Annotated in this window: 16 protein-coding genes; 7 read left to right on the top strand and 9 right to left on the bottom strand. The window is 71.9% G+C overall.

The annotated features are described in order from the left end of the window. Nucleotides 1–46: 46 nt before the first annotated feature. The 3 genes from ACIRPU_RS18615 to ACIRPU_RS18605 all read right to left on the bottom strand — a co-directional run bounded on the left by ACIRPU_RS18615 (nt 47) and on the right by ACIRPU_RS18605 (nt 2,071). A complete protein-coding gene (locus tag ACIRPU_RS18615) occupies nt 47–709 on the bottom strand; it encodes a zf-HC2 domain-containing protein (protein ID WP_403868195.1) in 663 nt (220 codons plus the stop codon). 141 nt (nt 710–850) lie between these two features. Continuing rightward, nucleotides 851–1,366, bottom strand: a complete 516-nt coding sequence (locus ACIRPU_RS18610; RefSeq protein ID WP_355702205.1) for a hypothetical protein — start codon at nt 1,364–1,366, stop codon at nt 851–853. A 156-nt stretch (nt 1,367–1,522) separates the two neighbouring features. Then, on the bottom strand, nt 1,523–2,071 hold the full coding sequence (locus ACIRPU_RS18605) for a sigma-70 family RNA polymerase sigma factor (protein ID WP_355702204.1): 549 nt from the start codon (nt 2,069–2,071) through the stop codon (nt 1,523–1,525). A 222-nt stretch (nt 2,072–2,293) separates the two neighbouring features. Here ACIRPU_RS18605 and ACIRPU_RS18600 point away from each other — a divergent pair, with 222 nt between their 5' ends. After that, nucleotides 2,294–3,445 (top strand): CapA family protein, encoded by a 1,152-nt coding sequence (locus ACIRPU_RS18600; RefSeq protein WP_403868736.1) that lies wholly within the window; start codon nt 2,294–2,296, stop codon nt 3,443–3,445. A 33-nt stretch (nt 3,446–3,478) separates the two neighbouring features. Here ACIRPU_RS18600 and ACIRPU_RS18595 read toward each other — a convergent pair whose 3' ends face one another. Next, nucleotides 3,479–3,952: a universal stress protein gene (locus ACIRPU_RS18595; RefSeq protein ID WP_403868191.1), complete on the bottom strand. Its 474-nt coding sequence runs from the start codon at nt 3,950–3,952 to the stop codon at nt 3,479–3,481. An 88-nt stretch (nt 3,953–4,040) separates the two neighbouring features. Here ACIRPU_RS18595 and lysX point away from each other — a divergent pair, with 88 nt between their 5' ends. Together lysX and ACIRPU_RS18585 are read left to right on the top strand one after the other, a co-directional pair. Next, nucleotides 4,041–7,307 carry a bifunctional lysylphosphatidylglycerol synthetase/lysine--tRNA ligase LysX gene (lysX, locus tag ACIRPU_RS18590; RefSeq protein WP_403868189.1) on the top strand — a complete coding sequence of 1,089 codons (3,267 nt, stop codon included), beginning with the start codon at nt 4,041–4,043 and terminating at the stop codon, nt 7,305–7,307. A gap of 115 nt (nt 7,308–7,422) precedes the next feature. After that, on the top strand, nt 7,423–8,262 hold the full coding sequence (locus ACIRPU_RS18585; protein ID WP_403868187.1) for a polysaccharide deacetylase family protein: 840 nt from the start codon (nt 7,423–7,425) through the stop codon (nt 8,260–8,262). A gap of 32 nt (nt 8,263–8,294) precedes the next feature. Here ACIRPU_RS18585 and ACIRPU_RS18580 read toward each other — a convergent pair whose 3' ends face one another. After that, on the bottom strand, nt 8,295–8,963 hold the full coding sequence (locus ACIRPU_RS18580) for a class F sortase (protein WP_171400940.1): 669 nt from the start codon (nt 8,961–8,963) through the stop codon (nt 8,295–8,297). Between the two features lie 333 nt (nt 8,964–9,296). Here ACIRPU_RS18580 and ACIRPU_RS18575 point away from each other — a divergent pair, with 333 nt between their 5' ends. Beyond that, nucleotides 9,297–9,803, top strand: coding sequence for a hypothetical protein (locus ACIRPU_RS18575; protein WP_355702199.1), 507 nt, complete (start codon nt 9,297–9,299; stop codon nt 9,801–9,803). A 110-nt stretch (nt 9,804–9,913) separates the two neighbouring features. Here ACIRPU_RS18575 and ACIRPU_RS18570 read toward each other — a convergent pair whose 3' ends face one another. From ACIRPU_RS18570 to ACIRPU_RS18555, 4 genes are all read right to left on the bottom strand, one after another. After that, a complete protein-coding gene (locus ACIRPU_RS18570; protein ID WP_403868183.1) occupies nt 9,914–10,453 on the bottom strand; it encodes a hypothetical protein in 540 nt (179 codons plus the stop codon). Nucleotides 10,454–10,677: 224 nt separating this feature from the next. Then, nucleotides 10,678–11,442: a hypothetical protein gene (locus tag ACIRPU_RS18565; protein WP_384115614.1), complete on the bottom strand. Its 765-nt coding sequence runs from the start codon at nt 11,440–11,442 to the stop codon at nt 10,678–10,680. 21 nt (nt 11,443–11,463) lie between these two features. Further along, on the bottom strand, nt 11,464–11,592 hold the full coding sequence (locus ACIRPU_RS18560) for a hypothetical protein (protein WP_403868180.1): 129 nt from the start codon (nt 11,590–11,592) through the stop codon (nt 11,464–11,466). A gap of 142 nt (nt 11,593–11,734) precedes the next feature. Next, nucleotides 11,735–11,929 carry a hypothetical protein gene (locus ACIRPU_RS18555; protein ID WP_403868177.1) on the bottom strand — a complete coding sequence of 65 codons (195 nt, stop codon included), beginning with the start codon at nt 11,927–11,929 and terminating at the stop codon, nt 11,735–11,737. Between the two features lie 457 nt (nt 11,930–12,386). Here ACIRPU_RS18555 and ACIRPU_RS18550 point away from each other — a divergent pair, with 457 nt between their 5' ends. The 3 genes from ACIRPU_RS18550 to ACIRPU_RS18540 all read left to right on the top strand — a co-directional run bounded on the left by ACIRPU_RS18550 (nt 12,387) and on the right by ACIRPU_RS18540 (nt 16,688). Continuing rightward, nucleotides 12,387–13,361 (top strand): SCO0930 family lipoprotein, encoded by a 975-nt coding sequence (locus tag ACIRPU_RS18550; protein WP_403868174.1) that lies wholly within the window; start codon nt 12,387–12,389, stop codon nt 13,359–13,361. A gap of 382 nt (nt 13,362–13,743) precedes the next feature. Next, a complete protein-coding gene (locus tag ACIRPU_RS18545) occupies nt 13,744–14,556 on the top strand; it encodes an SAM-dependent methyltransferase (protein WP_384115623.1) in 813 nt (270 codons plus the stop codon). Then, complete coding sequence (locus tag ACIRPU_RS18540; protein ID WP_403868171.1) at nt 14,553–16,688, top strand: putative bifunctional diguanylate cyclase/phosphodiesterase; 2,136 nt, start codon at nt 14,553–14,555, stop codon at nt 16,686–16,688. The genes ACIRPU_RS18545 and ACIRPU_RS18540 overlap by 4 nt, the downstream gene beginning before the upstream one ends. Nucleotides 16,689–16,766 lie beyond the last annotated feature (78 nt).

Genomic DNA, 16,766 nt, shown 5'->3' with positions numbered 1-16,766 from the left:
CGCCGACGTCGATGCCGAAGTGACTTGAACTCACTTCCGCGCGACGTCAGTGGGTCTCGAGCGTCACCAGGTGCTCTCCGGCCGCGGTGCGCAGCTCGTAGCGGGCGATCTCGTCGGGGTGCCAGGCCGCGGCGCCCTGCATGGTGTTGGGGCGGGCGTCGTGCTTGGGGACGTTCCAGCTGGTGACCGTCTGCTCGGAGCCGTCGAGGCCGATGGCGATCAGCCGGCAGGAGCGGGGGCCCGCCCCGTCCTTGACCTCGAGCTCCACATGGCTGCCCCACGCCTCGTTCTCGGTGGTGACCTGCGCCCACACCCCGGACTTCTCGTCCGTCGCGGTGACCCGTACGGCGCTGTCGGCCTCGGCGCCGGCGCTGCCCGCCATCATCGCGAGCACGGGGCCGGCCAGGGCGACCACCACCGAGGCGGCCACGGCGTAGAGCACGCGTCGGCGTACCGCCCGGTGCCGGACGGCCACCTCGCCCAGCAGCCGGTCCAGCAGCTGCGGGCCGGGCCCGGCGAAGGGGTGCACGGCGCGCGGGGTGGCGCGCCGGTAGAGCATCATCTGCCGTGTGGTGGGGCCGAACTCGGTGACCTGCGCCGCACACTGAGGACACTCCATGAGGTGGTCCTCGAAGCGGAAGGCTTCCGTTTCGTCCAGCACGCCGAGCGCGTACGCGCCGACGTCGCGATGCCTTTCCAGGGACCTCATGCCGAAACCTCGTGCCTTTGAGTGCCAGTGGGGTTACTCCTTGCTCCCACCGGTACGCACCCGGCCGTCGAATCACTCAAGCCACGTACCGAATCGTGACCCAGATGTTCGGAGCGGACCGGTCCCCGGATTGGTGTGAATCTAAAAAAGATGAATCGCCAGGTGGCCGAGGGGCAGTCCGAGCTGCCAGGCGGGCGTCCAGACCTTGGGTCCGTCGTCCTCGCCGACCACCGGCGCACCGCCGGGAACCGCGTTGAGATCGGGAGCGAGCAGCTCCGTCTCCTCCAGCCAGCGCCAGGCCGCGGCCGCCAGGTCGAGGTCGGGAGCCGGTCCGTCCGACTCGGCCGCCTCGGCCTTCAGTTGAGACATACGTTCGTCGACCCAGTTCTGCCACGGCTGGTCGTACGCCGTGAGCGAAAGCCAGGTCTCGAGCTGGGTGACGACCCGGATGCCGGGCAGTTCGCCGTCGGTGTCGGACAGGAAGATGGTGAGCGCCAGGGCGTCGCGCCCGGCGCGGAACTCGAAGGACGTCGGCGGCATCAGATCGCCGGTCCGCAGCAGTTCGTCGGCGATGTACTCGGCGTACAACCAGGCCATGGGGACGGTCAGTTCACCGCCGCCGGTGCCGTCCGTGCTCTGGTGACCTCTGTGCAGCATCCCTTCCTGCCTTCCTCCGGTGCTTGCGCTCGCCCGTTGCCGGGACGCTGGGGACCCGGTCACCGGGCCCCATCCGGAACACGGATAAGGACACCCGATTACTCATAGGGGGTCCACGGCAAGGCGCTTTACGGAGACTTGACCCAGTCGTGGGTTTCAGCGCAGGTCGGCCGCGTATCCCGGAAGCACCCGGCGCAGGGCACGCAGTGCGTAGTACGCGCGGGATTTCACGGTACCGGGCGGAATTCCGAGGGCTTCGGCGGCCTCCGCCACACTGGCCCCCTGGAAATACACCAGCACCAGTACTTCACGGTGCTCCGGAGTGAGAGTCTTCACAGCCTCGCGCACGTCGAGGGTGGCGGCCGCCCGTTCGGCGTGGTCGGCGCAGACCGGCGCGTTCTCCAGTACCGCGTCCCCGACCTCCGCGGGACGCGCCTGCCGGGCCCGCCGCGCGTCGATCGCGAGCCGTCGGCCGACGGTGAGCAGCCAGGGCCGTACGGAGTCGAAGGCGTCGGCGCGCAGGGCCTCGGGGTGCTGCCAGGCGCGTACCAGGGTCTCCTGGACGAGGTCCTCGGCGCGCTGGCGGTCGCCGTCGCACAGCCTCAGCAGCAGCGCGAAGAGCGGTCGGCCGTGCTCGCGCTGGAGCGCGGCGAGCTCGTGCTCGGCGGTCGTCGTTCGGGCGTTGAGGGTGGTTCCGGCGGTCATGGGCGTATGGCACCGCAGTGCGCCGGTTCGGGACAGGGCACGCACACGGATCTGCGGCGGACGGTCGATCGCGTCGACGAACGGTTCGACGAACGGTCCGGGCTACGCCGATCGCGGGCATCGGCCCTGGACGAAGGGAGTGCCGGGGCGGACCGGGGCCTCTCATGGATTAGTACTGATCCATGCGTAAATATGACAATCCATGGGAAGTGGGGTGACCCGGTGATCGCCCGCAGACACCAGGTGGCCCTGGCCCTGACGGCCGTGCTCACCTCGGCCGCCGCCTGCCAGGCCCACGACCACGGGCCGGCCGAGCGGCCCGGCCGTCCGGCGCCGTCGGCCGCCCGCGGCTTCACGCTCGTCGCCTCCGGCGACATCCTCCCGCACACCACCGTCATCGACCGCGCCGGCTTCGACGCCGGGGGCGCCGGCTACGACTTCCGTCCGATGCTCGCGGGCATCAAACCCGTCGTCTCCGGCGCCGATCTGGCGCTGTGCCACATGGAGACCGTGTACGGCGCCAACGGCGTCTACACCGGCTACCCGGACTTCAAGTCCCCGCCGGAGATCGCCGCCGCCCTCGCCGCCACCGGCTACGACGGCTGCTCCACCGCCTCCAACCACAGCCTCGACGACGGCGCCGCCGGCGTACAGCGCACCCTCGACGCGCTCGACGCCGCCGGCGTACGGCACGCGGGCACCGCCCGCACCGAGGCGGAGGGCAACTCGGTCACGCTTCTGCGCGCGGGCCCGGCGAACGTCGCCCACCTCGCCTACACCTACGACACCAACGGCCACCTCGTCCCGCAGGGACAGCCCTGGACCGTCAACCTCCTCGACGCGAACCGGATCCTCGCCGACGCCAAGGCCGCCCGGAAGGCGGGCGCCGACGTGGTCGTCGTCTCCGTGCACTGGGGCACCGAATGGCAGGACGCCCCGGACGACCGCCAGCTCACCCTCGCCCGCACCCTCACCGCCTCCCGCACGGGCGGTCGCCCCGACATCGACCTGATCCTCGGGACGCACGCCCACGTCCCCCAGGCGTACGAGAAGGTCAACGGCACCTGGGTCGTCTACGGCATGGGCGACCAGATCGCGGGCGAGATGTTCAACCACCAAGGCGTCCAGGACGCGCGCGGCAACCAGTCCACCGTCGCCCGCTTCACCTTCGCCCCGCCCGCCCGGTCCGGCGGTCGCTGGGAGGTGCGCAAGGCCGAGTTCGTGCCGCAGTTGTTCGACATCGACGCCGGCCGGGTGGTCGACCTCGGCAAGGCCCTCGCCCAGGGCGCGGACGTCGAAGGGGTACGCGACCGGATCAGAGAGGTCGTCCTCGGCCGGGGCGCGGCGAAGGACGGGCTGGTGATGGGGAAGTGAGCCGCGAGTAGGCGCGCACGGGGTGGCCGGGGGCTACGGCACCACCGTCACCGGCCACCGCCCCGCCTTCACCAGCCGCACCGCGACGGACCCCACGATCCGGTGGCCGGCCTGTTCGGAGGCGCCCACCACCACCGCGTCCGCCTTGAGCTGGTCCGCCGCCTTCACGAGGCCGCCGTAGGGGTCGCCGTGGAAGGTGTGGAACTCCCAGCGCACGTCGAATATCCCCCGGGTGCGCTCGGTGGCCTCCCGGATCTGCGCGACCAGGTCCCGGGCGATCTCGTCGGTCGTCTCCGCGACCGGCACCCCGAGCGCCGCGCCCGCCGCGAGCACCGGCTGCACGTACACCACGGCGAGCAGCGCGTGCTGCCGGCGGGCCAGGCCACCGGCGTACGCCGCGGCCCGGAGCGAGGAGTCGGAGCCGTCCACCCCCACGAGGATGACCTTGGGCCCGTCCGTGCCCCGCTCGAACTGGTGCGCGGGCTGCTGCGAGTGCTGTTCCGTCACGGCCCAGAGGCTATCGGAAGCCGCAGGTCCGGCCGGTGCGCGGGCCGCTCGACGGGCGGTCCTGCCCCGGTGTTCCTACAGTCGGAACATGAGTGCCACCGTGGAGAGCGCCACGGCCGAGGGCGTCCCGGGCCCGGCACGGCGGCCCGCCGGCCGCTTCCTGGGCCGGGTACCCCAAGGCTTCGCGACCTTCTTCGGCGCCCTCGGCCTGCTCTGCGTCCTGCTGGCCCTGATCCCGCCGCTGCGCCGCCTGCTGCGCCCGGTCGTCCGCTTCCTGGACCTGCTGATCGTCCCCGTCAGCGCCAACCTCGCCTACGCCGTCTTCCTCTTCCTGCTGGCCGCCGCCACCGCCGCCCGCAAGAAGGTCGCCTGGTGGCTGGTCGTCGTCTACCTCGGCCTGCTCGTCCTCACCGACATCCTCGGCATGGCCGTCGGCCTGTACGGCGAGTCCCTCCCGTCCCTGGTGGTGTGCGCGCTCGCGCTGGTCCTCCTGGTCGTCGCCCGCGGCGAGTTCTACGCCGCCTCGCGCCGCGCGGCGGTCCGGCGGGCGCTCGCCGTCCTGGTCGTCGGGCTGGTCCTGGCCATCCTCGCGGGCTGGGGCCTGGTGGAACTGTTCCCGGGCACCCTGCCCGAGAGCCAGCGCTTCGGATGGGCCGCCAACCGGGTCCTGGGCGGCCTGGTCTCCACCCGCTCCTTCGACGGCCGGCCGCCCCGCCCCCTCTTCTTCCTCCTCGGCCTCTTCGGCGCCCTCGCCCTCCTGAACGCGGCCGCCACCCTCTTCCGCTCCCAGCGGATGGAAGCGGCCCTGCACGGCGACGAGGAGGCCCGCATCCGGGCCCTGCTCAAGGCCTACGGAGACCAGGACTCCCTCGGCTACTTCGCCACCCGGCGCGACAAGGCCGTCGTCTTCTCACCCAGCGGCAAGGCCGCCGTCACCTACCGCGTCGAGGCCGGGGTCTGCCTCGCCAGCGGCGACCCCGTCGGCGACCGCGAGGCCTGGCCGCACGCCATCGCCGCCTGGCTGGACGCGGCCCGCCTGCACGCCTGGGCACCCGCGGTGATGGGCGCCTCCGAGGACGGCGCGAAGGCCTTCGCCCGCGCCGGACTCGGCGCCCTCCAGCTCGGCGACGAGGCGATCCTGCCGGTCGCCTCCTTCGACCTCGGCGGCCGGGAGATGCGGGTCACCCGGCAGGCCGTGAACCGGGTGCGGCGCACCGGCGCCGGCTGCCGCGTCCGCCGCCACTCCACACTCACCGACCAGGAGATGGAGGAGGTCCTCGGCCGCGCCGACGCCTGGCGCGACACCGAGACCGAACGCGGCTTCTCCATGGCCCTGGACCGCCTCGGCGACCCCGCCGACGGCGACTGCCTCCTCGTGGAGGCACTGGACGGCGACGGCCGCCTCCTCGCCCTGCTGTCCTTCGTCCCCTGGGGCCGGGACGGCATCTCCCTGGACCTGATGCGCCGCGACCGCTCCGCCCCCAACGGGGTCATGGAGTTCATGGTCGCCGACCTGTGCGCCGCCGCACCGAAGCTCGGCGTGCGCCGGATCTCCCTCAACTTCGCGGTCTTCCGCTCCGCCTTCGAGGAGGGCGCCCGCATCGGCGCCGGACCGGTCCTGCGGCTGTGGCGCCGGCTGCTGCTGTTCTTCTCCAAGTGGTGGCAACTGGAGGCCCTCTACCGCTCCAACGCCAAGTACCACCCCGAGTGGTACCCCCGCTTCCTCTGCTACGCCGACGCCGGCTCCCTCGCCCGGGTCGGCCTCGCCTCCGGTATCGCCGAGGGCTTCGTCTCCGTACCCTCGCTGCGCAAGCTCTGGGGCAAGCGGAACGCGAAGGGCGGGCCGCGCCCCGCCACCACCGAGGGCCTGCCGCCGTTGGCGGCGCTCGGCCTCGACGGAGGGGACGAGGCCGGGGACACCGGTCCGGACGCGGGCCTGCCCGAGCAGGTCCGCGTCCGGCACCGCAAGCTCGACCGGCTGCGCGCCGAGGGCGTCGACCCCTACCCGGTGGGCGTCCCGCTCCGCACCCACACCCTCGCCCAGATCCGCGAGGGGGAGACGGTCACCGTCGCCGGCCGGGTCATGCGGGTACGCGACTTCGGCGGCATCGTCTTCGTGACGCTGCGCGACTGGTCGGGCGACCACCAACTCGCCCTCACCCGCGAAGCCCTCGGCTCCTTCAGGACCGACACCGACCTCGGCGACCATCTCGTCGTCACCGGCACGGCCGGGACGAGCGACAAGGGCGAGCCCACCGTCTTCGTCGCCTCCTGGCAGCTCACCGCCAAGTGTCTGCGCCCCCTGCCCGACAAGCGCCGCGGCCTCAGCGACCCCGAGGCCAAGGTCCGCATGCGCTATCTCGACCTGGTCGCCAGCCCCGCCGCCCGCGATGTCGTGCGCGCCCGCTCCCACGCCGTCCAGGCTCTGCGGCAGGGCCTGTTGGAGCGCGGCTACCTCGAGGTCGAGACCCCGATGCTCCAGCAGATCCACGGCGGCGCCAACGCCCGCCCCTTCACCACCCACATCAACGCCTACGACCTCGACCTCTATCTGCGCATCGCCCCCGAGCTGTACCTCAAGCGGCTGTGCGTCGGCGGCCTGGAGAAGGTCTTCGAGATGGGCCGCACCTTCCGCAACGAGGGCGTCTCCTACAAGCACAACCCCGAGTTCACGATGCTGGAGGCCTACCAGGCGTACGCCGATTACGACGTGATGCTCGACCTGGTCCGCGAGCTGATCCAGGGCGCGGCCACGGCCGCCTTCGGCTCACCTCTCGCCCGCAAGGACGGACGGGAGTACGACATCTCGGGCCGGTGGCCGGTACGGACGGTCCACGGGGCGATCTCCGAGGCCCTCGGCGAGCCGATCGACGCCGACACCCCGCTGACGGTCCTGAAGCGGCACTGCGACCGCGCCCACGTCCCGTACACACCGGACGACGGCCGGGGCGACGTCGTCCTGGAGATGTACGAACGCCTGGTCGAGGAACGGACCCAACTCCCGACCTTCTACAAGGACTTCCCCACCGACGTCTCCCCGCTCACCCGGCAGCACCGCACCGACCCGCGGCTCGCCGAACGCTGGGACCTCGTCGCCTTCGGCACCGAACTCGGCACCGCCTACTCCGAGTTGACCGACCCGGTCGAACAACGCCGACGCCTCACCGAACAGTCCCTGCTCGCCGCCGGTGGAGACCCCGAGGCGATGGAACTCGACGAGGACTTCCTCGACGCCCTCGAGTACGCGATGCCGCCGACCGGCGGCCTCGGCATCGGCGTCGACCGCCTGGTCATGTTCCTCACCGGCCTCACGATCCGCGAGACCCTGCCGTTCCCGCTGGTACGACACCGCTGATCCGCGTCTCTTCCACTGTTCGGACCGACCGTGACTGCGCCGGGCGGGTGGAATCGTGCCGCCGGTCCGGTGTCGGTGTGGTGCGTCGGGGCCCGGCCGGGCGACTGATGACTGCATGAAGAAGGATCAGTTGTTCACGCGCCGCCGGGCGTTGCTCGCCGGCGCCGCCGCCGTCGGAGCGGTCGGCACGGCCGGAGTGTTCCTGTGGGGCGAGGGCGGCGAGCCGGTCCGGGCCGCCGCCCCCGCCGCGGGCGCCCCGGCGCAGAGCCTGCCGCTGAAGCCCTCCGCCTACCGCCTGCAGCCGCTCACCGGCTACGGCCCCCCGCGCACCGCCCTCGGCCGCACCCCGGTGCGTCACGAACCGCTGCTGAAGATGACCGGCCGCGGCCGCACCATGGTGCTGACCTTCGACGACGGACCCGACCCCCGCTACACCCCCGGCATCCTCGACACGCTGGCGCACTACGACGTGCGCGCGATGTTCTTCGTGTGCGGGGAGATGGCCTCCTACCACCAGGACCTGCTGGCACGGATGGCCGACGAGGGCCACGTCGTGGGCAACCACACCTGGTCCCACCCCCTGCTGACCGGCCTCACCCGCCGTCAGATCCGCTCCGAGATGTCCCGCACCAGCGACGTCATCGAGGAGGGCTACGGTGAGCGGCCCCGCTGGTTCCGCGCCCCCTACGGCGCCTGGAACCGTGCCGCCTTCCAGCTCGGCGCCGAACTGGGCATGGAGCCGCTCGCCTGGACGGTCGACACCCTCGACTGGACCGCCCCCGGCGCCGGCACCATCGTCGAGCGGGTCGAGAAGGGCGCCGCCCCCGGCGTCGTGGTGCTCTCGCACGACGCCGGGGGCGACCGCACACAGAGCGTGCGGGCACTGCGCAGATATCTGCCGCAGCTACTGGACTCCGGCTACCACATCACCGTCCCGCACCGGCGGTACACCTGACGTGAGCCCCTGCCCGCCCGGCCGGGAACCGCTCAGCGGACCTCGGCCAGGCGGGCGAAGGCGACGACGTTCCCGTCGTATCCGTTCGCCTTGGAGAAACCGCCGCCACAGGTGATGACCCGCAATTCGGGGGAGCCCTTGGAGGCGTAGACACGGTCGCCGGGGAAGTTGTTCTTCTCGAACACCTCGATGCCGTAGATCTCGAAGACCGCCGTCTTTCCGTCTCCCCGCGACACCTCGACGCGATTTCCCTTCTTCAGGGCCCCGAGACCGTAGAAGACGGCCGGTCCGAGTTTGTTGTCGACATGACCGACGACGACAGCGGTCCCCTTCTCGCCGGGCGAGACGCCACCGGTGAACCAGCCGGCCAGATTCGGGTCCTCCGGCGGCGGCGCGCCGACCCAGCCGTCCGCGTCCAGGCCGACCGACGTGACCGGCGCGTCCACCCGGATGGCGGGGATCCGGACCCGGTCCGGCACGGCGTAGGGCAGCGGTGCCGGGGTCCGGCCGAAGGCGCCGGCGGTGCGGCCGTCCGCGGCCGCCGCCGACGCGGGCTGCGGCGGGCCGATGTCGAACTCTCCCGACCCGTTCCGGATGAGCGCGAGACCGGTCAGCAGAACAAGCGCTATCACGCCCCATGGCGCGCGCTTCCGCCGCCGCTCCTCTTCTTCCGCCACCTCGGACAGCTCGTACGCAGGCATTCGCCATCCCCTTTCGACACGGCCGTCACCGCGTCCCTTCGCGCATACGAGAACGCTAAGTCCCCGAGCGGGAAGCGGCGACGGGGCGGCAGCGAACGGGTGGCTCCGACGCCGTTCGGTGCGCCATCCGAGTTGCCGACGGAAGGAATTTTCTGACGGTCCGTGACCTGCGGCGATATCCGATTGTGTGCATTTCGCTCGGCGTGTCCTCTCACCAGGACGGACCATTCCCGAAATGCGGGCGCGTGCACGGCATCTGAGGGTCTTTTCGGGAGGCGCTTTCTCGCCGACATGCCGGGGACGGGCCCCGGGGCGCCTTCCGCGGAGGATCACATGCGCATCATTCGTGTTCTGGCGGTCTCGGCGGTCTCGGCCGCCGCGGTCGCCTCTCTCGGCGTCACCGCCCCGGCCGCCGTCGCGCGCGACGGTATGGGGGCCAACCCGAGCAACATCGTGGCCCTGCCCGCCGTCATCGCCCGCGGCGGCCAGATGACGGTCACCGTCGACGGCTGCCCCGGCGGCGGCACCATGACCTCGGCGGCGTTCCCCCAGGCCAACCTGACGCCGATCAACGGCGCCAACCAGACCGCCAAGGGGACGGCGACCATCAACGAGAACGCCCGGCCCGGCACCTACGACATCACCGTCAACTGCTCCGGCCGGACCCTGACCCGCCCGGCCGCCTTCACCGTCATCGGCGGTGTCCGCGGCGGTCTCGGCGGCAGCACCACCACGGGCGCCACCCCGACCGACATGGCGATCGGCGGCGGTCTCGTCGCGGCGGCCGTGGTCGGGGGTGGTCTGTTCTGGATGCGCCGCCGCGCCGAGCGCCGCGTCTGAGGTCCGCCCCGAAGGGGACCGCACGTCGCACGTGACGCGGGCCTTCGCCCCGGTCCCGCGGGGATCCGGGGCGAAGGCCCGCGCGCGGCGGAGTCGTCGGTGATGGCCCGTCAGCCGCCGTCCTCGTCGGCGCGGCGCCGCGAGAACCAGTACGCGGCGCCGACCGAGCCCGCGATGAGCGCGGCGCCCAGCCCGATCTCCTCGAGATCGAACCCGGCGACGGTGCCGCCCTCACCGGCGTGCACGCCCTGCGGGAGGGGATAGGGAGTCGGCGTGAGATCGACCGGACGGCCGCCGGAGATCGTCAACTCCTTGACGGCGCTGATGCCGCCGCAGGCGAACGTCACCCGGTACGAGGCGCCCGGCTGGGCGTCCCAGTCGACCCTGGTCACCGCGGAGGAGGACCCCCTGGGGATGACGACCGCGTCGAACACGCCCGAGGAGACCGTCACGGAGCTTCGGCAGCCACTGGTGTCGCGGTCCACCTGAAGACTGACCTGTCCGCCCGCCGCGACCGTCGAGGGCAGCACGCTGTAGCCGTTGGACATGACGTAGTGGTTGTCGTCGTCGCTCGCGACGGCGGCCGGTGCGGAGAAGGTCAGGGCGGTGACGCCCAGCAGTGCGGCCGAAGCGACGCGTATCGCGTGCATGGTGGATCCTCCGGTCCCCGAGGAGCAGCTGCGGATCTTTTTCCGCTTGCGTCATAAATGCACCTCGATGACCGAAACGCTAGGAACATGTGTGCCCTCCCGCGCGCGCAGTCGCGCGAATGGGGCAAGCGTGTGGGCCGCCCAGGGGACGTCGTTCCCGCAACCGGGGGACGGCTACGGCGTGGCGGCCGTCCCCCGTCGCGGGAGCGCGAGATGAGCGGACGTCAGCCCTGGACGCCGGGGAAAAGATGGAGGAACGGTTCCGCCGACGCGGTGACGCCCCGGCTGTAGGGCGCGTCGAAGTCCCAGATGAGGAAGAGCAGAAACGCGATCAGCGCGGAGAACAGCCCGGCGAGCACCAGTTCGCGGGGCGTACGCCGGATCTGCAGCGCGAACACCATGCCGATGGTGATGGCGGCCCCTGCCAGCAGCCCGAACCACACCACGCCGGGCATGGTCGCCCCGGTCGACTCGGCGCGGGCGTTGCGTGCCTGGTCCGCGGCGGCCATCTGGTCGAGCAGCGGCTGGTAGGCCTGCGCCTGGAAGTCGGAGGCCGGCTCGTAGTCGGTGACGTCCACCCGGACCCGCTGCAGGAGTTCGTCGCCGCGCTTCGTCACCTCGCCGTCGTCGGCCATCGACTTCCACTCGACGGTGACGACGTGTCCGACATAGGCGTTGACATCCTCCCGAATGCGGTCACGGGCGTCGGCCGGGTAGACGCGCACCCGCTCCGAGATCTCGTGGAGCGCCTGCGCCTCCGCCTGGACGTGGTCCTGGGCGACGCTGCGCGCCTCCCAGACGCCGGCGATGGCCAGGCCCAGGACGATGGCGTACACCACGCCGATCCACATCGTCATGTACTCGATGACGTCCGGGGTCTCGGAGGGGTCCTCGTCCTCGGGCGCCCTGCGGTGCCGAAGGAGGGTGATCACGACCACCACCGCGCAGGCGGCGAGCATCGCGAGGGTGAGAACAAGCCATTCCGGCAAGAGATGCCTCCAGGGTCGGCACTAGCGCGGCCGCAGCGCGGCGACGGCGATCACCGCGGGCACGGTGACGAGCAGGACGTAGGTGACCGGCGACTGGCCGCGGCGGACCGGTCGCTGCTGCCGCGAGGCGTGGTACGCCGGGTAGCTCACCGGGGTCGCGGACGGGCGTGGCGTGGGCTTGGGCGGGGGCTTGGGTGTCGGCGTCGGCTCGGGGACGGGAGCCGGTGGGGGCGGCGGGGCCGTGGGGGCCGGCCGAGGGAGCGGTGCCGCGAGGCGGGGCGGCGCGGGCGGCTCAGGGCGCGGCTTCGGCGCCGGCGGCCTGGGCTCGGGAGGCGGCGGCGGTGGGGGCGTCGGCTTCGGGGGCGGGGTGGGGGTCGGTGTGGGCGTGGGGCTGGGCGTCGGCCTGGGCGGGGGTTTCGGCTTCGGCGGGGTGGGGGGCGGGGTGGGCGTCGGCGTCGGTTCCGGGCACACCGGGGGAGTCGGCCATGAGCGACTCCCCGCGACCGCCACCGCCTCGATGCCGTCCGGGCCCGTCGAGGCGTACGCGCACGCGTCGGCCGCGGCCACCCCGGCCGGGACGGCCGCGAGGATCCAGGCCGCGGTCACCAGGGCCAGGGTCCTGGTGACGAGGGCGGATCGGGTCGGTTCGGGTCCATGCACGACGGAGATCATGCGGCGTCTCGTACCGGCTCACGCCCGTGCCCGGTGGGGATTGCCCCGAACGGGGGAAGTTCACGTCCACAGGTTTGCCGGGCGGTGCGTTCGCGCATCCGGCAGGCCGTGCGCCTGTGCGATCCGGCGGCCTGGCGCGGCCGGTGTCACAGGTCACGAAAAGAAATTTGTGCCGTGTTTGAACACAACGACCGTCACCATGCGTACTCAGTGCCGTGCGGCGGCGCAGCAGGGCGCTGCAACACCTTGTGACGATCGGGGAGTTGTTGACGATGAAGACCACCTGGCGGAGCGCCTCACTTGCGGCGAGTGCTGTGGCCGTGCTGGCGCTGACGACGGCGTGCGGTTCTGAGAGCGGCACGTCGTCGAGCCAGAACGTCGGGGCCACGGCTCCGGCCGGTGGCATCGCGGGTGTCGGCGTGGGCACTGGAGTCGGCAGTGGCGTCGGCTCCACGGCGAGCGCCAGCGCGGCCGGAGGGACCGGTGCGCAGAGCGCCGGCGAACTGGCCATCACCGCGAACGGCGAACTCGGCAAGATCCTCACCGACGGCGGCGGCAAGACCCTCTACCGCTTCGACGCGGACACCGCTGAACCCCCGAAATCGAACTGTGACGGCGACTGCGCGACCGCCTGGCCGCCGGTCTCCGCCGATGACATCTCCGCCGGCGACGGCATCGACAAGTCGCTGCTGGGCGAGGTCACCCGCACCGACGGCAGCAAGCAGCTGACCGTTGCCGGCTGGCCCGCGTACTACTACGCCAAGGACGCCAAGGCCGGTGACATCACCGGTCAGGGCGTGGGCAACAAGTGGTTCGCGCTCACCCCCGAGGGCAAGAAGGCCAAGGCGTCCGGCTCGTCCTCCGAGTCCGGCACCGAGCTGGCCGGGCTGTCCGTCCGCAAGGACGCCAACCTCGGTGAGATCGTCGTCGACAAGAACGGCATGACGGTCTACCGCTTCCTGAAGGACAAGGCCTGGCCCGAGCCGGTGTCGAACTGCAACGGCGCCTGCCTCGAGAAGTGGCCGGCCGTCGCGCCGGTCGCCTTCAACGAGACCGAGGGCATCCAGGAGAAGGGCTACATGAACTTCACCCGGTCCGACGGCACCAAGCAGCAGACGATCAACTGCTCGCCGATCTACACCTTCTCCGGTGACAAGTCGCCCGGCGACATCAACGGCCAGGGCGTGGGCGGCACGTGGTACGCCGTCGCGCCGAACGGAAAGCTGGTCGGAGCGCCGGCGCAGTAGAGGTCACCTCCCCAGGGCTGATCCCGCAGCTGCCCCATCGCGCACGACCATTGGTCCGCCCCCTCCGCGCCGCACGGAGGGGGCGGACCGTTGTGCTTGGCCGTTCCGCCGGCCCGGCGTGCCTGTCCGGCGTCCGGCGTGCTTGTCCGGACGCCGCTTCCTGTGCGTAGACTTTCGCCGCCCCGCGGACCGCTCCGGAACCCTCCGGAACTCTCCGGAACGACCCGGGCACCCCAAGTAGCCCCTCAGGGGGGGTCGATTCGGCACGTGCCGCAGGCAGTGACCGGGAACGGACGGTCAATTTCCGTTTCCCCTCGCCCGTTTGGCGGGCGATCAGTAGCCTCAGCTCGAACACCGGATCGCCTACGCCTTGGAGAGATAGATGGAGCGACCCGCCTGGGCCCCTCGGAGCATCGACATCTCGCTGCCGAGCGTCTCGCGGATCTACGACCACTACCTGGGCGGCTCGCACAACTTCGAGGTCGACCGGGAGGCAGCCCGCAAGGCCATGGAGTTCATGCCGGGGCTTCCGAAGATCAGCCAGGCGAACCGGGCGTTCATGCGCCGGGCCGTGCGGTACGCGGCCGACGAGGGCGTCACCCAGTTCCTCGACATCGGCTCGGGCATCCCCACCTTCGGCAACGTGCACGAGGTCGCCCAGGCGGTGAGCCCCGGAGCCCGCGTGGTCTACGTCGATCACGACCCGGTGGCCGTCGCGCACAGCCAGGCGGTGCTGGCCGGCAACGCCGACGCGGATGTCGTGGCCGCCGATCTGCGCAAGCCGCGGGAGATTCTGAGCAGCCCGCAGGTGACCGAATTGATCGACCTGGACCGGCCGGTGGCGCTGCTGCTCGTCGCCGTACTGCACTTCGTGGAGGACGCGGACGACCCGTTCGCCGCGGTGGCCGAACTCACCGCCGCGCTCGCGCCCGGCAGTCTGCTTCTGCTCACCCATGCCTCGTACGAGGGAATCCCACTGCCACCGGAGCGGGCCGGGGGCGCCGTGGACGTGTACAAGGACATCCGCAACCCGCTGATCATGCGCTCGCGTGAAGAGATCGCGCGGTTCTTCGAGGGGTACGACATGGTGGAACCCGGACTGGTGCCGATGCCGCACTGGCGGCCGGACACGGCGCCGGAGGACGAGGACCCCTGGGCCCTCTCCGGTTTCGCCGGCGTGGGGCGTACGGCGTGACCGCCGAGCCGGACGGGCCGGAGGACAGACTGCGGCGGTTCGCGACGATCTGGAGCCGGGCCGTGTACCCGGTGACCTCGACGTCGCTGACCCGGTCCGAACTGGAGGACGAACTCCTGCCGCTGGCCCGGCGGTTGCGCGAGGCGCTGCTGGAGCGCGCCTTCGACGCCGACACGGGAAAGGCGGTCGGCGCCGCCCTCGTCGACGCGCACTGCACCGACCCCGAGGCGCTCAGCCGCTCCCTCGACTGCGTGGACGCCTATCTGGTGCTCTACTGCGGCGAGAACGGCCCCCAGGAGGATCTGCGCGCCCGCTCCTCCAGGCTCCAGCACGCCATGGCGGCCGGCTACGCGCAGGCCCTGCGTGAGCGCACGCTGGCCGAACAGGAGGCCATCGCCCAGGCCGCGTTGCGGGCCCAGGGCGTCGTCGCACAGGCGCTGCACGCGAGCGAGGCCCGCTTCCGCGCGGTCTTCGAGGGCGCCGCGATAGGAATCGGCATCGCCGACCTGGAGGGCAACGTCCTCCAGATCAACGGGGCGTTGCTGCGGATGTTCGGCGGCTCCGAGCAGACCCTGCGCGGCCGTAAGGTCCAGGACCTCACCCATCCGGAGGACGCGCCCCAGACCTGGAGGCTGTACGACGAGCTGGTGCGCGGCGAACGCGAGCACTACCACACGGAGAAGGCGTTCAGCCGCCCCGACGGAACGGTCCTGTGGACCAACCTGACGGTCTCCCTGCTGCGCGACGCGGACGGCGCCCCGCAGTACTCGCTGGCCCTGATGGAGGACACCACCGAGCGCCGGCTGCTCAACCTGCGGCTGCGTTACGAGGCCACCCACGACGCGCTCACCGGCCTGCCCAACCGCACCCTGTTCTTCGAACGCCTGGAGAAGGCGCTCGGCGCCGGCGTCGGCCAGCGCTTCGGGCTGTGCTACCTCGACCTGGACGGCTTCAAGACCATCAACGACAGTCTCGGGCACGCGGCCGGCGACCGGCTGCTCGTGGAGGTCGCCGACCGGCTCCAGTCCTGCGCGACCGCGCCCGGCGAGATGGTCGCGCGCCTCGGCGGCGACGAGTTCGTCGCGCTGACCACCGGCCCCGACACCCGCCACGAGGTCGACGAACTCGCCGCGCGCATCATGAACGCCCTGATCGCGCCGGTGAGCATCGACGGCCGGGACCTGACCGTGCGCGGCAGCATCGGCATCGTCGAAGGCCCGGCGGGGGAGCGCAGCGCGGCGGAGGTGCTGCGCAGCGCCGACATCACCATGTACCGGGCCAAGTCGGCGGGCGGCAACCGCTTCGAGCTCGCCGACCCGGAGGCCGACGCCCGCGCGATCACCCGCCACGGGCTGACCACGGCGCTCCCGGCGGCCCTCGACCGCGGCGAGTTCTTCATCGAGTACCAGCCGCTCGTCCACCTCGGCGACGGCAGTGTGCGCGGCGCTGAGGCCCTGGTGCGCTGGCTGCACCCGCAGCACGGGGTGCTCGGTCCCGACCGGTTCATCCCGCTCGCCGAGCACACCGGGCTGATCGTGCCGCTGGGCCGCTGGGTCCTGGAGGAGTCGGTCCGGCAGGCCGGCGAGTGGCGGGACCGGGGCGGCGACACGGCTCCCCTCCGGATCAACGTCAACCTCTCCCCGTGCCAGCTCACCCATCCCGGTCTGGTGCAGGACACCGTCGACATCCTGGAACGCGCGGGCGTCGCACCGGAGGCGCTGTGCCTGGAGGTGACGGAGTCGGCGTTGATCGGCGCCGACGACGACCTGCTCAAGCCGCTGCGCCGGCTCGCCGAGATGGGCGTCGACATCGCCCTGGACGACTTCGGCACCGGCTACTCCAACCTGGCCAACCTGCGCCGCCTCCCGGTGAGCGTGCTCAAACTGGACCGCTCCTTCACCCAGGGCATGCAGCAGTTCCCGGCGGACCCCGTCGACCTCAAGATCGTCGAGGGGATCGTCTCGCTCGCCCACAGCCTGAACCTCGCGGTCACGGTGGAGGGCGTGGAGACCGGCGCGCAGGCCGAGCAACTGCGGATACTGGGCTGCGACACGGCCCAGGGCTGGTACTACGCCCGCCCGGGCCCGCCGGACCGGCTCCACGAGCTGGCCCTGGTCGACGCGACGGGCTGACCGGACAACTCGGTTGCGGGGCCGCGTGGGTCACCCACGAAGATGGGCGGGTGACCCACGAGAACGACGACACGAACG

Origin of the sequence: Streptomyces sp. NPDC102259, from assembly GCF_044766465.1 — a bacterium.
Lineage (GTDB): Bacteria > Actinomycetota > Actinomycetes > Streptomycetales > Streptomycetaceae > Streptomyces.
This window is presented reverse-complemented; position numbering and strand designations above follow the sequence as displayed.

Coding starts and splice junctions, on each gene's coding strand:
- ACIRPU_RS18610 (WP_355702205.1), bottom strand. CDS start 1,366: ATGCTGCACAGAGGTCACCAGAGCACGGACGGCACCGGCGGCGGTGAA.
- ACIRPU_RS18555 (WP_403868177.1), bottom strand. CDS start 11,929: ATGGCCGACTCCCCCGGTGTGCCCGGAACCGACGCCGACGCCCACCCC.
- ACIRPU_RS18570 (WP_403868183.1), bottom strand. CDS start 10,453: ATGCACGCGATACGCGTCGCTTCGGCCGCACTGCTGGGCGTCACCGCC.
- ACIRPU_RS18585 (WP_403868187.1), top strand. CDS start 7,423: ATGAAGAAGGATCAGTTGTTCACGCGCCGCCGGGCGTTGCTCGCCGGC.
- lysX (WP_403868189.1), top strand. CDS start 4,041: ATGAGTGCCACCGTGGAGAGCGCCACGGCCGAGGGCGTCCCGGGCCCG.
- ACIRPU_RS18580 (WP_171400940.1), bottom strand. CDS start 8,963: ATGCCTGCGTACGAGCTGTCCGAGGTGGCGGAAGAAGAGGAGCGGCGG.
- ACIRPU_RS18550 (WP_403868174.1), top strand. CDS start 12,387: ATGAAGACCACCTGGCGGAGCGCCTCACTTGCGGCGAGTGCTGTGGCC.
- ACIRPU_RS18575 (WP_355702199.1), top strand. CDS start 9,297: ATGCGCATCATTCGTGTTCTGGCGGTCTCGGCGGTCTCGGCCGCCGCG.
- ACIRPU_RS18545 (WP_384115623.1), top strand. CDS start 13,744: ATGGAGCGACCCGCCTGGGCCCCTCGGAGCATCGACATCTCGCTGCCG.
- ACIRPU_RS18615 (WP_403868195.1), bottom strand. CDS start 709: ATGAGGTCCCTGGAAAGGCATCGCGACGTCGGCGCGTACGCGCTCGGC.
- ACIRPU_RS18605 (WP_355702204.1), bottom strand. CDS start 2,071: ATGACCGCCGGAACCACCCTCAACGCCCGAACGACGACCGCCGAGCAC.